Origin of the sequence: Deinococcus sp. QL22 (assembly GCF_023370075.1) — a bacterium.
Classification (GTDB): Bacteria; Deinococcota; Deinococci; order Deinococcales; family Deinococcaceae; genus Deinococcus.
The window spans coordinates 2,446,233-2,459,783 of record NZ_CP097149.1 but is presented as its reverse complement, the minus strand read 5'-3'; the positions used below and the strand labels follow the sequence as shown (position 1 = coordinate 2,459,783).

The following is a 13,551-nucleotide window of genomic DNA, read 5'->3' as shown; positions in this document are numbered from 1 at the left end:
AAGAAAACGGCAAGCCGTGTCAGATTTGGGTCAACCACCTGCCCCCTAAGCTGACAGGATGGAAGGATTCTGGGCCGAACTCCGGCTGATGCAGGGACTCTTGGCAGCCTTCGTTCTCAGCGGTGCAATCGGCTGGGAGCGCGAAAGCCGCAACCGCAGCGCAGGCCTCCGCACACATATTCTGGTGGGCGTCAGCGCCGCGCTGTTCATGGTGCTGGGCGAATCGTTGGTCAACACCTTTGCCAAAGAAGACAATCAGGTGCGCTTCGATCTGATCGGGATTCTGGGCGCGGTGGTCAGCGGCGTCAGCTTCCTGGGTGCAGGAGCCATCTTTTCGGATCGGCACGGCGAGGGAGCCAAAGGCCTGACCACAGCGGCGGGCCTGCTCGCAACGGCGGGCATCGGGGTGGCGTGCGGCCTACATCTGTATGTGTTGGCAACGGGGGCGACTGCCCTGTTTTTGCTGACGCTGGGCGTGCTGTGGCGCGTGTCGGAATGGGAGAACGGGCGCAACGAAAAGCGGCAGGCCAGCACGTCGGAACAGAGCCGGGAAGGACAGAACGGCTGAGGCGTGGGGCATAGAAAGTGCGTCTGGGGGTCGAGGTTCTGAGGAGTGATGGGCTTGCGCTGAGCGCCGTCGCCCGGCCTCTTTTGCTCACACAGTTGCAGAATCTTCCCCGCCCGACGCCAGAGCACCAGACCTGTACCATCTGCCCCTTGTCAGACTGCCGCAGATTGTATACAGTATCCACAATGAGCTTGCCCGCCCCGAGTTCGTCTGTACTGTCTTTTGCCCGCCCTACGCTGGTGCGCGACGGTGTGTATGACCATTTGCGGCGGGCCGTGCTGGATGGCGAGTTGCTGCCCGGAGAGCGGTTGGGCGAAGTGGAATTGGGCGAGAAACTGGGCGTCAGCCGCACCCCGATTCGGGAAGCCCTGATGCGGCTCGTGCAAGATGGGTTGCTGGTGGCCGAAGCCAACAAAGGCGTGCGCGTGCGAACCATGACGGCGGCTGAGGCCCGTGATGCCTACGTGGTGCGCGAGGAATTGGATGGCCTGGCCGCAGCCCTCGCTGCCGCGCAGCACACCCCCACCGACGCCGACGCTCTGCGCGCCGCACTGGATGAGCTGAACGCCTCTGTAGACGGCGAATACCGTACCCAGACCCGGCTGGATCTGGCCTTCCACCGCGCCATCACGCTGGGCGCACGCAATGGGGCGCTGAGCGACCTTGCCCGCGACCTGGAACAGCGGGTGGCCCTGATCAAGCACCAGACCCGTACATACAACGCCCACCCTGAAACCGCCGCCCAGCACGCCGCCATCCTCAAAACCATTCTGGCGCGTGATGCGGATGGGGCCAGAGCCGCCGCCCGCCTGCACGTCCGAACTTTCGCCGCCCTCGTCATGCAAAACCTTGGAGACCTCCTATGATTGACCAGCTGTACCGCAAAGCCGTCCTGACCGTTTCGGGTCAGAAACAGATCGAATCCCTGGTGCGCTCGCGGGGCTGGAGCGTGGCCCAGCGCTTCGTGGCGGGCGAAAGTGCCCAGACCGCCATTGCCGCCGTGAACGAACTGGCCGCCGACGGCATTCTCAGCAACCTCGATCTGCTGGGCGAGTTCGTGGCCTCGCCCGAAAAGGCCAACGAGTTTGCGGCTCAGGTGCTGCACCTGCTGGACGCTGCCCGCGCCGAGGGCATCAAGCCGTATGTCAGCGTGAAACTCAGTAGCATCGGGCAGGGCCAGACCGTGGACGGACAGGATTTAGGCCTGACCAACGCCCGCCGGATCATCAGCAAGGCCAAGGAATACGGCGGCTTCGTGTGCTTAGACATGGAAGACCACCCCCGCGTAGACCAGACACTCCAGCAATTCCGCGTGCTGGTGGGCGAATTCGGAGCGCAGCAAGTGGGAACGGTGCTGCAAAGCTACCTCTACCGCGCTGAAGCTGACCGCAACAGCCTCGATGATCTGCGCCCCAATCTGCGAATCGTCAAGGGCGCTTACCTCGAACCCGAATCGGTGGCGATGCCCGTGAAGGCCGACGTAGACGCCAATTACCGCAAGTTGGTGTACGCGCACCTGAAGGCGGGCAACTACGTGAATGTCGCCACGCATGACGAAACCATCATTGCCGACGTGCAGCATTTCGTGTTGGCGCACGGTATTTCTAAAGCTGCGTTTGAGTTTCAGATGTTGTACGGCATTCGCCGCGACTTGCAAAAAGAATTGGCCGCGCAGGGCTACCGCGTCCGTGCCTATATCCCGTATGGCCGCGACTGGTACGCGTATTTCAGCCGCCGCATTGCCGAGCGTCCGGCGAACGTGATGTTCGTCTTGCGCGGCATGCTGAAGGGGTGAGTCTATGCAAGCTCCGGATGGTCTCGATATTTATGATTTCGAAGCTAATTTTACAGAAGAACATGACTTGATTATTCAATTGAATGACAACGCCCGCAAACATTTAATTGAAATGCTTGAGTCGTTGGCCTCAAATCCAGAAGTTATTGGCAAGCACTTCCACATTGATGAGGTATCTGGCCTTTGCGGAAATATCAAGTCCATCATCTTTATGAGGCCATAAAGCTCAAAAATTACTATCTCTACACGCGAATACCTCTACATCGCTCAGTCAAGCACCCAACTTAGGAGCCATCATGTTGAAAATCCAAGACTACCGCCCCGAATCGTTCATCGACTTTACGCAGGCCGACAACGTAACGGCTTACCAAGCCGCACTGAAAAAAGTTCGCGCCGAACTGGTGGGCAAGCACTACCCGCTGATTATTGACGGCGTGCGCGTGGACACCGCTGAAAAGCTGGATTCCATCAACCCCTGCGATACGTCTGAAATTGTGGGCAGCACAGCCAAAGCCACCGTAGACGACGCACAGAAGGCGCTGGACGGCGCGTGGAAGGCGTTCGAGTCGTGGAAAAAGTGGACGCCCGACACCCGCGCCCGCATTCTGCTGAAGGCCAGCGCCCTGCTGAAAGCCCGCCGCTTGGAAGCCTGCGCCCTGATGAGCATCGAAGTGGGCAAAAACTACGCCGAGGCCGATGTGGAAGTGGCCGAAGCGATTGATTTCCTTGAATATTACGCCCGCACTGCCATGAAATATTCGGGCTTCGGGGCCGCCGATACCACGTGGTACGAGGGCGAGGAAAACGGGCTGATGTTCATGCCCATCGGCGTGGGCGTCAGCATCAGCCCGTGGAACTTTCCCTGCGCGATCTACCTGGGCATGCTGGCCGCGCCCATCGTGGCGGGCAACTGCGTGATTGCCAAACCCGCCGAAGATTCGGGCCTGATCGCCGGATTCGTGACCGACATCATGCTGGAAGCGGGCCTGCCCGCCGGTGTGCTGCAATTCCTGCCCGGTGTGGGCGAGGAAGTGGGCGAGTACCTGACGACGCACGCTAGGACGCGCTTCATCACCTTCACGGGATCGCGCGGCGTGGGCCTGCACATCAACGAAGTGGCCGCCAAAGTGCAGCCCGGCCAGAAGTGGATCAAGAAAGTCATTCTGGAACTCGGCGGCAAAGACGGCATGATCGTGGACGAAACAGCAGACATTGAAACCGCCGTGACCGCCGCCGTGCAGGGCGCATTCGGCTTCAACGGCCAGAAATGCAGCGCCATGAGTCGCCTGATCGTGGTAGACAGCGTGTATGACGACGTGGTGGGGCAGTTCGTAGAACGCGCCGGGAAGCTGCGGGTGGGCACGGGCGAAGACAACGCCAACGTGACCGCCGTGGTCAACGAAGAATCGTTTGAGAAGATCGGGAAGTACATCGGCATCGGCAAGGGCGAGGCCAAGTTGCTGCTGGGCGGCGAAACCCCCGGCGAACATGGCGGCAAGCAGGGTTACTACGTGCAGCCCACCATCTTTGGTGACGTGCCCGCCGACGCCCGCATCGCACAGGAAGAAATCTTTGGGCCAGTCATTTCAGTGATCCGCGCCCGCGACTGGGATCATGCGCTGGAGATCGCCAATTCCACCGAATACGGTCTGACGGGAGGCGTGTGCAGCCGTGATCGTGCCCGCCTGGAGCAGGCCCGCAACGAGTTCGAAGCCGGAAACCTGTACTTCAACCGCAAAATTACGGGGGCCATCGTGGGCGTGCAGCCCTTCGGCGGCTACAACATGAGCGGTACGGACAGCAAGGCAGGTGGCCCGGATTACCTCGCCAACTTTATGCAACTGAAGACGGTGACAGAACGCTGGTAAATTTGCTGCCGCCTCTGCCAACTCAACTCTAAACCAATCAAGTTCCCCAGCTTGTCCTCATCCAGAGGCGGCCAGGGGAACCCTCCTTTTGGGTAAAAATTGGCAAGCTGCTCTACGAAAATTCTTACATAGAGGGGCTTATCTCACCTTTATTGTACCGAGTGTAATGTTATCTAGACAAATACAGATGAGCTACTGACTTGCGGTATAGCATCCGGCCCAAGTTCCAAATTGATTTCGGTTCCCACTCTCACGCTCGAGCTTGTACCGGGCGTTGACATGGGTCTTTTGTTCATCCCCCCGTATGATCCAAGGAGAAGTCTGATGTCACTGAACCGTGCCCTGCTTGCTGCCACCCTCGCCCTCTCGCTGGCCGCCTGCTCTCAGCAGAATGCCGCCGCGCCCGACGCCAGCACGCCCGACTTATCTTCCAGTGGCAACTATCTGGTGGGCTTCAAGGAAAGTCCTTTGAATGCGCAGGGTTTAGATACACAGGCGTTGGAGGCTCAGGCCGTGTTGCAGGCGCAGGCGGTGACTGCCGCAGGGGGAACTCTGAAGCAGCAGTGGGCCGACATCAGCGCCGCCGCCGTTCAGTTGTCGCCTTCCGCGCTGGCGGCACTCAAGGCCAATCCGAATGTGGAATACGTGGAGTTGGAAGCCGTGCATCACGCACTCGGCGGGCCAAGTGGCAGCCTGACCCGCGAAGGCGGCAGCCCTGCTCTGTCCTCTCAGGCTTTGAAGGCGCAGGCAATCTTTAATCCCAGCGGTGAATACACCTGGGGCGACAACGCACTGGGTGTGCCGCAACTGCTGGCCGAGGGCAAGACCGGGGTAGGCGTCGCGGTCTGCATAGGCGACACGGGCATTGACGCCAACCACCCGGAATTTGCACGCAAGCTGAAAGGCTACAAGAACTTCGTGACCACCGACGTGAACCGCGAAGACCCCTACAAACTAAACGACGTGGATGGGCACGGCACGCATGTGGCCGGAACCGTGTTTGCCCAACTGGGCGGAGGCGCAGCAGCCAAACAACCGGGAATGGATGCGGGCGGCGTGATCGGGGTGGCTACGGGCGTAAACCTGTATATGGCCCGCGTGCTGGGCGACAGTGGCAGCGGCAGCAGCAGCGGCATCATCAACGGCGTGAACTGGTGCGCGGCGCGGCTTACATCTCAGGGGCAGGGCGGGACAGAAAGCAAAGTGGTGATCAGCCTGTCTCTGGGCGGAGGCCGGGCCAGCCAGACTGAACAGCGGGCCTACACCGCCGCCCATAACAAAGGCGTGCTGATCATCGCAGCCACCGGAAATGACGGCGCGGCGGTGTCTTATCCTGCTGCCTATACCAATGTGGTCGGCATTGGTGCAACAGACGCCAACAACGCCAAGGCCAGCTTCAGCAACTTTGGTACCCAAGTTGATCTGGTCGGCCCCGGCGTCAGTGTGCTGAGCAGCGTGCCATTGGGCAAAGGCACGGCAGCCAGCGTGACTGCACTGAGCCGCAACTTCACCGAAGTCACCAGCGCCGACCTGAGTGGCAAGGGAACCGTGACGGGTACGGTAGTCGTTGCAGGCGGCACCAACAACGAATTTTGCGGCACCACCGCCAACAGTGCCGCCATCAACGGCAAAATTGCCCTGATCAAGCGCGGCACCTGCACCTTTGAAGAAAAAACTGCCAACGCAGTTCGCAACGGTGCAATCGGCGTCCTGATCTACAACAACGCAGCGGGCGCACCCGGCATCGGCCTGACCAATGCTTACACCACTCCCGTCGTGGGCATCACTCAGGTTGACGGTGAGGCGCTGCTGGCCGCCATTACTCCCACCACTGCCCCCACCGCCACCCTCAGTGTGACGGGCGCAGACTACGCCTACTTCGACGGCACCAGCATGGCCACGCCGCACGTCAGCGCCGCCGCCGCCGTGGTCTGGGCCGCCAAACCCACCCTCACCAACACCGGATTGCTAAATCTGCTCACCTCTACCGCCACCGACCTGGGTACGGCAGGCAAGGACAACAACTTCGGGCACGGATTGGTGAACCCGCTCAAGGCCATCTCCGTGCAGTAAACCCCGGCTGACATGCCCCGCCTCTCTGCCTGCTACGCTGCGGGCAGGGAGGCGACCTCTATGGGACTGCCGTTTCTGGTGTTGTTTTTGGGAATCATGGCCTACTTTGCCCGCCAGCAAGCCCGCCTGAACAGGGCGATGGACAGCAACGACGATTCGAGGCGCGAAGCTGGCTACGTCGGCCCGAATGTGCATGGCCCCACCTTAATTTAAACTCAAATTCCTACCCTGAACCTGCCCTGCGGCGGGTTTTTTCTTGCCAGACTTATGACTCTGCCAGCAACTCGTCCACGATCAGAGCGCCGCCCAAAATAGCCGGAATACCGCCACCAGGGTGCACGCCCGTCCCCACCTGCCACAGCCGGGGCGAGAGGCGGTACGGCTGAGGATGCAGCGGGCCGCCGCGCCAGACTGGGTTTCCGAGGCCGTAAATTGCGCCACCGGGATGCCCGCCCCCTGCATAGTGGGCGGGGTCAAGCACCCCAATTGCGGAGGCCGAAGCCAGCAGCCCCGGCACCTCCAAGACCTGTTCTACCCGCGCCAGTTGCGCCTGAACCCAAGGATGATCGGGCGTAAGCGGGCGGGCGGTGGCCGGGGCAGTCAGCAACACGGCTAAGCGCGGCCCATCGGCGTGGATGAGGGTCAACGTATCGGGTGGCAATGCCCCGGCACGCATGGCGGCGCGGAAGGTGGCAAAGTCGGTGGGGGGAATGATGCTGGTGGCGGGGAGCGGGACAGCCTGAGCGAATGCGGCGTACACGGCCACGCCGCTGACCGTGCGCCGGGGCAGGGGCGAATGCACGGGCTGGCCCCGCAACGCTGCGAGCCGGGCCGGGTCAATGGCACTGACCAGCATATCGTGTCGGGCCACCTCTTCCCCTTCCAGCGTCAGGCTTCCCGATGCCGCATCCAGCCGCTTTACGCCGCCCCGAAATTCCACGCTCCGCGCCGTGCAGAAGCCGTGCAAGCTGTCCAGCAGCACGCCCATTCCCCCCGCCGGACGGCAGACATGGCCCGCGATCAGGGCCGGAAGCAGGGCATACAAGGCCGGGGCATCGGCGGGCGGCAATCCGGCATTCAGGGCGTGGGTGCGGAGCGCGTGGGCCAACGCCGGATGCACCCGCTGCGCCCGAATCCAGCCCTCGGCAGTGAAGTGCGGCCCGGTGGCGTGTGCCAACGTCGCACTGGCCCGCAGGAAGGCCGGGGAAGTGAAGCGGGGCGGCGTGGTCAGCAGCGTTTCTAGGTACGGCGCAACCGGAGCCGCCGCCGCACAGACCCGCAGCCAGTCGGCGTACAGCGCGTGACCGGGCGGCACAGGCAGGGGCACCGGACCAAACGGCGTGTGATGAAGTCCCAACCCATCCGGCAGCGGGCGCAAATCCAGCGGGTCTGAACCTTCACGCAGACGGGCCAGAACCTTGTGCCACACGCCGGGAAAGGTGAACAGGCTGGGGCCAGTGTCGAAACTCAGGCCACCGACCTCTATGCGCCTAAGCTTTCCGCCCAAGCGATCTGCCTCGTACACGGTAACGGCATGACCGCGCTGGGCCAGCAATGCCGCGAGTGTCAGGCCCGCCAGGCCGCCGCCGATGATGGCGGTATCGGGGCGTGATTGTCGGCCAGAAGGGGGGCCGGGGCGTTGTGTGAGTGGTGAGTGATCAGTGGTGCGTGGCAAAGGCGTGGGGGCCAGATGATTGATGGGCTTCCCCAGTGCAGCATCTTTTACACCACTGTCGGTGTCCGGTTCACCGCTCATAGCCCATAACACACCGTTCACCCCTGCCGCGCCAGCAGATACACCAACTGCACCCCGGCCACCGTGCCCACCACCCAGGGCGACACGATGCTGAGTGGGTACAGGCGGGCGGCCCACTCCGGCGTGGGTGTGCGGGCCAGCGCCAGAGACATCCCGCCGCACACGGCCCACAACGTTAATGCCACCAGACGGCTTTCACTCCACACAAGTGCCCCAGCCAGCGCGAACCACCCCAGCGCATAGAAGGCGGTGCCCGCCGCGCCCAGTGTGGTGGCGACGGTGCGCGTGCCGCCTTCCCGGTCAGCGGGGATGTCCTGCACGGCGTCGAAGGCGTGTTTGCCCACCGAGTAGGCCATCAGCGTCAGCAACGGCAGCAGCGGAACGGGGCCGCCCAGCACCAGCGCGGGCAACACCAGCGGCAGGGCGTAGGCCACGTTGCTCAGGCCGTCCAGCACGGGGCGGCCCTTGAAGCGCAGCGGCGGCACCGAGTAGGCCGCGAACAGGCCAGCCGACAGCGCCAGAACCAGCGACGCAGCGGGCGGCAACAGCCACGCCAGCAGCAGCAAAAACGGCAGATTCACCGCCAGAATCGCCGTGAGCAGCGGCGCACCCTCGCCCGACATCAGGCGTGCGCCCTGCCAGCCGCCTTTGCGCCCACTGCGGGCATCCTCGGCACGGTCAGACAGGTCATTTAACCCGTAAATCAGCAGATTGAAAGGCAGGGTGAAATAGACCAGCAGCACCCAGAATTCTAGCTGGAGGCTGTACAGATGCCCGCTGAGCCACAGCCCCGTGACCAGCGTGCCCACCGTATTGACCCACAGGGCCGGACGCGACACCGCCAGCAGCCGGGAGAGCGGCAGCAGGGTGGGGCGGGCTACACGGACTTGCTCTGATTCCCGAACATCCGCAACGACACCGGATGTTGGTCCATCGCCGCCAGTCCGTACTTGTTGCCACTCGCTCTGCTTCGCAGCTGTTCCAGTCCGCTCGGATGATTCCCGCGAACCATCACAATTTGTTATTACAGAACGCAGGCGGGGCACCATATCGGGCTTATTCTAGCGGCGCGGCGCAGGCCAGCCGTCCCGCAAGGACTGGTCTGTATCGCCTGTTGCACCCTTCACAGGCGCTAAACTAGACCGTGATGCGGCTCGTTTCGTTTGTTCAGGTTCTGCTGCTGCTGGCGCTGGCGGCTTACCTCCTGTTGGTGGCGCTGGAAAACCCGCAGGTGGTAAGGCTACCCCTGCCCTTCGGACGCGGCGAACTGAGCCTGCCAGTGGGCGCAGCGGTGGCACTGTTTCTGATTACAGGGGCGATGTACGCGGCGCTGTTGTTCGTGCCGCCCCTCTGGAATGTGCGGGCCAAACGCAGGCGCGACGTGCGCGAACGCTCGGCGCTGGAAAACCGCCTGGCCGCCACGTTGCAGGCCCGCTTGGGAGCCATGACCCCGACCAACCTGACTCCCGCCCCACCCACCGGATCAGAACAGACCCAACTAGGAAACCAGCCATGAGCCCAGTCAAAGCAACAACTCTGCCCGAACCGCGCTGGCTGCTGGCCCCGCCCGCCAGCCGCGAGGAACTCCTAGACGTGATGCGGGCCTGGCGCGTGTCTCCGCCGCTGGCGCAGGTGCTGCACGGGCGCGGCCTGACCCGTGAACTGCTTGATCCCCCGCTGACGCTGACACCCAATCCGGCCCTGATAGAAGCGGCGCGGCGAATAGTGAAGTCAGTGGCGGCCAACAAGCGCATCCGAATTCACGGCGATTACGACGCCGACGGCGTGACGGCAACGGCGATTCTGGTACTGGGGCTAAGACAAATCGGGGCCGATGTACACGGCTTTATTCCGCACCGCCTGAACGAGGGCTACGGCGTCCATCCTGACCGGGTAGAGGAACACGCCGCCGCCGCCGACTTGCTGGTCACGGTGGACTGCGGCGTCAGCAACGTGGAAGAAGTGCGGGCGCTGCTGGATCAGGGCGTAGACGTGATTGTGACCGACCACCACGCACCCGGCAAGGAGTTTCCCGCAACGTTGGTGGTTCACCCGCAACTGACCAGCGGCTACAATGGGGCGCTGCACAACCTGACCGGAGCGGGCGTGGCCTATCACCTGCTCTGGGCCATTTTTACCGAACTGGGGCTGCCCGAACCCCGTTCCCTCACGGCACTGGCGACGCTGGGTACGGTGGCCGACGTGGCCCCCCTGATCGGAGAAAACCGGGCGCTGGTACGGGCTGGGCTGGCAGAATTGGAACGCACCACGCATCCCGGCCTGCGGGCGCTAATGGACACCAAACAGGTGCGCCGCCCCACCGCCCGAGACGTGGCTTTTATTCTGGCCCCGCGCATCAATGCCGCCGGACGACTGGGCGAGGCCGACATCGCGCTGCAATTGCTGACCACCGACAGCCAGCATGAGGCCGCCACCCTGGCTGCCTACCTGGAAACGCGCAACGCTGACCGCCGTGTACTGCAAGACAAGATGTTCGAGCAAGCCCTCACGATTGCCGACCCTTCGGAGCCCGCGCTGGTGGTCACGCACGCCGACTGGCACGCGGGCGTGATGGGTATCGTGGCAAGCAAATTGGTAGAGACCTACCACAAGCCGGTGTACATCATCGCGCAGGGCAAAGGCTCGGTTCGCAGCACGCCGGGAATCAGCGCGGTGCAGGGCCTCCGCGACAGCGAACACCTGCTGAAACGCTACGGTGGGCATCCCGGCGCGGCGGGTTTCTCTATCGCGCCGGAAAATATCGCGGCCTTTCGTGACCGGATACATGCTTACGCCCGGCAGTTTCCTACGCCTGTGCCGACCTTTTTGTTAGACGCTCCCCTACCCACACTGGGCGCGACGATGGACTTGGTGGCCGAGGCTGCCAGCTTCGAACCCTACGGCGAAGGCCACCGCCCCCCGCTGTGGCACGTGCGCGATACCCTGACTGACACGCGCCTGGTGGGCAAACGCGGCGACAGTCTGCAATTCCGGGTGGGGCCGCTGAAGGGCGTGAAATACGGCGAAACCGACGCCACTCCCGGCAGCCGCGACCTGGCGACCCAGTTGGTTCTGAACGAATTCCGGGGCAAGGTGAATCTGGAACTGCACGGCCAAGCGTTGCGCCTGCCCGCATCGCTGGGGCTGGAGGGCTGTTTAGAAGGGTGGGGAGCGGCGACCCTCTCCCCTACCCCCCGCCTGGATCCCAAACAGGCCATGCAGCACCTGAAATCGGGGGCCAGTGCCTATGCCGAGGGCGCAGTGGCCGAGTATCTGGGCGGCAATGTGCCGGGCCTGACCCTGACCCGTCCGGGCGATCCGCACCCTGGCGGCGAACTGATCCTATACGCCCTGCCCGCAGAATCCGACCTACGGATGTGGGTCACGGCGGGGCGGGTGGCCTTTGCTTTCGGCCCCAAAACGCTGGCCGAATTGGAAGGCGCACTGACGCGGCATCACCTCGCGCCCCCGCCGCCCAACCCATTGCTAGACGCCACGCACGACGACGCGCACCTGGAAAGTGCCGCCGACGCCTACCGCCGCTGGCAATGGGCGCACCATCACCGTACGCTGGACGATCAGGGCTGGACGGCGAGTGTTCACGCGATGCTGGGGCTGGCTGTACCGGAAGTGGACGGACATGAAGCAGCGGAGCATGAATTGGCTGTGGCAGACGACTAGTGGACAGCCACAGGCATGTCTGTAGTTATTCTCACGCTGGGTCGTGCCGTCCGAGCTTCTCCCGCGCAGCTGGTGTTGAGAATTGCCAGTTCACGCGCACCGCCCGCGCATTGCGGTCGGTTTCCCAGGCCTGTATCTCACGCTCGACGGCCTCTTTGCTGGCCAGACGTTGCCCAAGACACTGACGTTGCAGGGCCGACCATTCGAGTTCGGCCATGTTCAGCCAAGACGCATGTTTTGGCGTGTGTACCCACTCAAATCGACGAGTCAATGGCCGGGCTTCCTCTGCCGGAAGAGGTTGATATAACGCCGCTGGGCTGTGTGTCGACAGCTGATCCAGGACGAGTGTGATCTTCTCTGCCTCGGGAGAGCGTCACCCAGGCTCTGGAGTTGCGCTGCGAACTCCGCATTTCCTCGTCGCTCGGTCACCGTGACCGTACGTTGACCCGTCAGGGTTCGAAGGCCACGAAGAAATTCACCGTGCCGCACCGCTTGTCTTCATGATCCACCCGTGCCGGGATTCCCGGCACGGGTGGCCATGGCTCACGGACATGATCAAGCAGCTGGTAGGATGTTTCATCGAAGCAGATGACCGGCCGCGAAGCGTCGTAGGGCTGAGCATACGTGTCCAGCACAGCTTCCATGCGCCAGACGAAGTCCGCGCCTACCTGAGCGACACACCCACTTTGAACTTGCCACGGTCCCTGCGCGTTTTTTTCAGTGTGCGCCGCACCGTCTCGTCACTACTACTGTCCACCACGCCTAAGGTCACCAGACGATCAGCCAAGAGCTGCATCGTCCACTTCTCCCGACCATCAGGTGCCCGACAGACTTCGGCAATCAGGATCGCCGTCTGCTGAGGATCCAGTTTCGGGGGCTGCTGAGGACGCTCTTTTTCGTACAGGGCAGCCTGCAGGCCGCCCTCAGCGTACTTCTTGCGAATGGATGCCACAGTCGCAGCATTGACGCCCTGACGCTGGGCCACCTCCTGATCGAGGAGCCCTTGCTCGCTCAGCAACAGCAGACGTGCGCGGGTCATGACCCGCGCACTGTGCACGCCTTTGCGCGTCATGTCCGTCAGCTGTTGCCGCTCATCGTCACTCAGCTTCACAACCCACTGCTTCTGTCGTCCCATTCCTGAGTCTAACCCATGTCATGCCTGTGGCTGTCCACTAGAACAGGAAACTCCTGTCTACCCTAGATAGATCGGCGCTTGTGGCGTGCAGCACCCGCTCTTTGGGGCGCATCCTGCCTCGGCGGTAGCGACTGGCAAGCCGCACGCCTCGCCCGCTTTGCACTGCACACCCGGCATTTGCAGATGCACGAGTATTCGCCCCGGTTGCACCTCGGCGTGGGTCACGTGGTACTGCAGGGCAGGCGTGTGGCTGTTGCCGTATTCAAACCGCACCTCGGCGGCGCCCCTGATAGACAATTGCTTGGCAGCGCGTTCATAGATCGCCAGGAATTTGCGGTTGGTCATGAATCCGGCCCGCGCTTCTTCGGCGCTCCCGTCCATCACTTGAATCACCGTTTCGCGCCACGTCGCCGCCTTGCCGCCGCAGTCCATCGCCTCGATGGTCACGGCCTTGACCTCGGTGACGTGGTAGCCCGCAGGCACCAAGACCACGCCGTGCAGATGAAATTCGAGCGGCCGCTGATCGGTGCCTCGCAAGTCGGACAGGAAGGCGAAGGTTGAGGTCTGAGTGGCAAGACCGGGAAGCGTTTGAGTGGTCATGGGCTATCTCCTGTGAGGGGTTAGAGGGCGTGTAGGACGGTAATATTTTGCTGGGTACACGGCCAGCGGCGGCAG

Annotated in this window: 15 protein-coding genes; 9 read left to right on the top strand and 6 right to left on the bottom strand. The window is 62.8% G+C overall.

The features are described from left to right. Positions 1 to 58: 58 nt before the first annotated feature. The 7 genes from M1R55_RS12370 (at position 59) to M1R55_RS12340 (ending at position 6,517) form a co-directional block, all read left to right on the top strand. Entirely contained in the window at positions 59 to 568 is a 510-nt protein-coding gene (locus M1R55_RS12370; protein WP_249392056.1) for an MgtC/SapB family protein, read from the top strand. Positions 569 to 753: 185 nt separating this feature from the next. Beyond that, the gene (locus tag M1R55_RS12365) at positions 754 to 1,434 is read left to right on the top strand and encodes a GntR family transcriptional regulator (protein WP_249392055.1); all 681 of its coding nucleotides are present in this window, start codon (positions 754 to 756) and stop codon (positions 1,432 to 1,434) included. Then, complete coding sequence (locus tag M1R55_RS12360) at positions 1,431 to 2,363, top strand: proline dehydrogenase family protein (RefSeq protein WP_249392054.1); 933 nt, start codon at positions 1,431 to 1,433, stop codon at positions 2,361 to 2,363. Before M1R55_RS12365 ends, M1R55_RS12360 begins: the two co-directional genes overlap by 4 nt. A 4-nt stretch (positions 2,364 to 2,367) precedes the next feature. After that, a complete protein-coding gene (locus M1R55_RS12355; RefSeq protein WP_249392053.1) occupies positions 2,368 to 2,586 on the top strand; it encodes a hypothetical protein in 219 nt (72 codons plus the stop codon). Positions 2,587 to 2,659: 73 nt separating this feature from the next. Continuing rightward, positions 2,660 to 4,231 (top strand): L-glutamate gamma-semialdehyde dehydrogenase, encoded by a 1,572-nt coding sequence (gene pruA / locus M1R55_RS12350; RefSeq protein WP_249392052.1) that lies wholly within the window; start codon positions 2,660 to 2,662, stop codon positions 4,229 to 4,231. A 324-nt stretch (positions 4,232 to 4,555) separates the two neighbouring features. Continuing rightward, positions 4,556 to 6,304 (top strand): S8 family serine peptidase, encoded by a 1,749-nt coding sequence (locus M1R55_RS12345; protein WP_249392051.1) that lies wholly within the window; start codon positions 4,556 to 4,558, stop codon positions 6,302 to 6,304. Between the two features lie 12 nt (positions 6,305 to 6,316). Further along, a complete protein-coding gene (locus tag M1R55_RS12340; protein WP_249392050.1) occupies positions 6,317 to 6,517 on the top strand; it encodes a hypothetical protein in 201 nt (66 codons plus the stop codon). A gap of 52 nt (positions 6,518 to 6,569) precedes the next feature. On the opposite strand, the gene M1R55_RS12335 is transcribed toward M1R55_RS12340, so the two are convergent. Beyond that, positions 6,570 to 7,883, bottom strand: a complete 1,314-nt coding sequence (locus M1R55_RS12335; protein WP_371827191.1) for a phytoene desaturase family protein — start codon at positions 7,881 to 7,883, stop codon at positions 6,570 to 6,572. A gap of 194 nt (positions 7,884 to 8,077) precedes the next feature. Further along, entirely contained in the window at positions 8,078 to 9,109 is a 1,032-nt protein-coding gene (locus M1R55_RS12330) for a UbiA family prenyltransferase (RefSeq protein WP_249392048.1), read from the bottom strand. Positions 9,110 to 9,207: 98 nt separating this feature from the next. Here M1R55_RS12330 and M1R55_RS12325 point away from each other — a divergent pair, with 98 nt between their 5' ends. After that, positions 9,208 to 9,576: a LapA family protein gene (locus M1R55_RS12325; RefSeq protein ID WP_249394204.1), complete on the top strand. Its 369-nt coding sequence runs from the start codon at positions 9,208 to 9,210 to the stop codon at positions 9,574 to 9,576. Continuing rightward, on the top strand, positions 9,573 to 11,741 hold the full coding sequence (gene recJ / locus M1R55_RS12320) for a single-stranded-DNA-specific exonuclease RecJ (RefSeq protein ID WP_249392047.1): 2,169 nt from the start codon (positions 9,573 to 9,575) through the stop codon (positions 11,739 to 11,741). Before M1R55_RS12325 ends, recJ begins: the two co-directional genes overlap by 4 nt. Before the next feature lie 31 nt (positions 11,742 to 11,772). Here recJ and M1R55_RS12315 read toward each other — a convergent pair whose 3' ends face one another. The 4 genes from M1R55_RS12315 to M1R55_RS12300 form a co-directional block, all read right to left on the bottom strand. Beyond that, complete coding sequence (locus M1R55_RS12315) at positions 11,773 to 12,072, bottom strand: transposase (protein ID WP_249394130.1); 300 nt, start codon at positions 12,070 to 12,072, stop codon at positions 11,773 to 11,775. 118 nt (positions 12,073 to 12,190) lie between these two features. Further along, positions 12,191 to 12,385 (bottom strand): hypothetical protein, encoded by a 195-nt coding sequence (locus M1R55_RS12310; protein ID WP_249392046.1) that lies wholly within the window; start codon positions 12,383 to 12,385, stop codon positions 12,191 to 12,193. A 20-nt stretch (positions 12,386 to 12,405) separates the two neighbouring features. Further along, positions 12,406 to 12,876, bottom strand: coding sequence for a helix-turn-helix domain-containing protein (locus M1R55_RS12305; RefSeq protein WP_249392045.1), 471 nt, complete (start codon positions 12,874 to 12,876; stop codon positions 12,406 to 12,408). Between the two features lie 57 nt (positions 12,877 to 12,933). Further along, the gene (locus tag M1R55_RS12300) at positions 12,934 to 13,476 is read right to left on the bottom strand and encodes a DUF6428 family protein (RefSeq protein ID WP_249392044.1); all 543 of its coding nucleotides are present in this window, start codon (positions 13,474 to 13,476) and stop codon (positions 12,934 to 12,936) included. Positions 13,477 to 13,551: the final 75 nt, after the last annotated feature.

Coding starts and splice junctions, on each gene's coding strand:
- M1R55_RS12370 (WP_249392056.1), top strand. CDS start 59: ATGGAAGGATTCTGGGCCGAACTCCGGCTGATGCAGGGACTCTTGGCA.
- M1R55_RS12365 (WP_249392055.1), top strand. CDS start 754: ATGAGCTTGCCCGCCCCGAGTTCGTCTGTACTGTCTTTTGCCCGCCCT.
- M1R55_RS12360 (WP_249392054.1), top strand. CDS start 1,431: ATGATTGACCAGCTGTACCGCAAAGCCGTCCTGACCGTTTCGGGTCAG.
- M1R55_RS12355 (WP_249392053.1), top strand. CDS start 2,368: ATGCAAGCTCCGGATGGTCTCGATATTTATGATTTCGAAGCTAATTTT.
- pruA (WP_249392052.1), top strand. CDS start 2,660: ATGTTGAAAATCCAAGACTACCGCCCCGAATCGTTCATCGACTTTACG.
- M1R55_RS12345 (WP_249392051.1), top strand. CDS start 4,556: ATGTCACTGAACCGTGCCCTGCTTGCTGCCACCCTCGCCCTCTCGCTG.
- M1R55_RS12340 (WP_249392050.1), top strand. CDS start 6,317: ATGCCCCGCCTCTCTGCCTGCTACGCTGCGGGCAGGGAGGCGACCTCT.
- M1R55_RS12330 (WP_249392048.1), bottom strand. CDS start 9,109: ATGGTGCCCCGCCTGCGTTCTGTAATAACAAATTGTGATGGTTCGCGG.
- M1R55_RS12325 (WP_249394204.1), top strand. CDS start 9,208: ATGCGGCTCGTTTCGTTTGTTCAGGTTCTGCTGCTGCTGGCGCTGGCG.
- recJ (WP_249392047.1), top strand. CDS start 9,573: ATGAGCCCAGTCAAAGCAACAACTCTGCCCGAACCGCGCTGGCTGCTG.
- M1R55_RS12310 (WP_249392046.1), bottom strand. CDS start 12,385: ATGGAAGCTGTGCTGGACACGTATGCTCAGCCCTACGACGCTTCGCGG.
- M1R55_RS12305 (WP_249392045.1), bottom strand. CDS start 12,876: ATGGGACGACAGAAGCAGTGGGTTGTGAAGCTGAGTGACGATGAGCGG.
- M1R55_RS12300 (WP_249392044.1), bottom strand. CDS start 13,476: ATGACCACTCAAACGCTTCCCGGTCTTGCCACTCAGACCTCAACCTTC.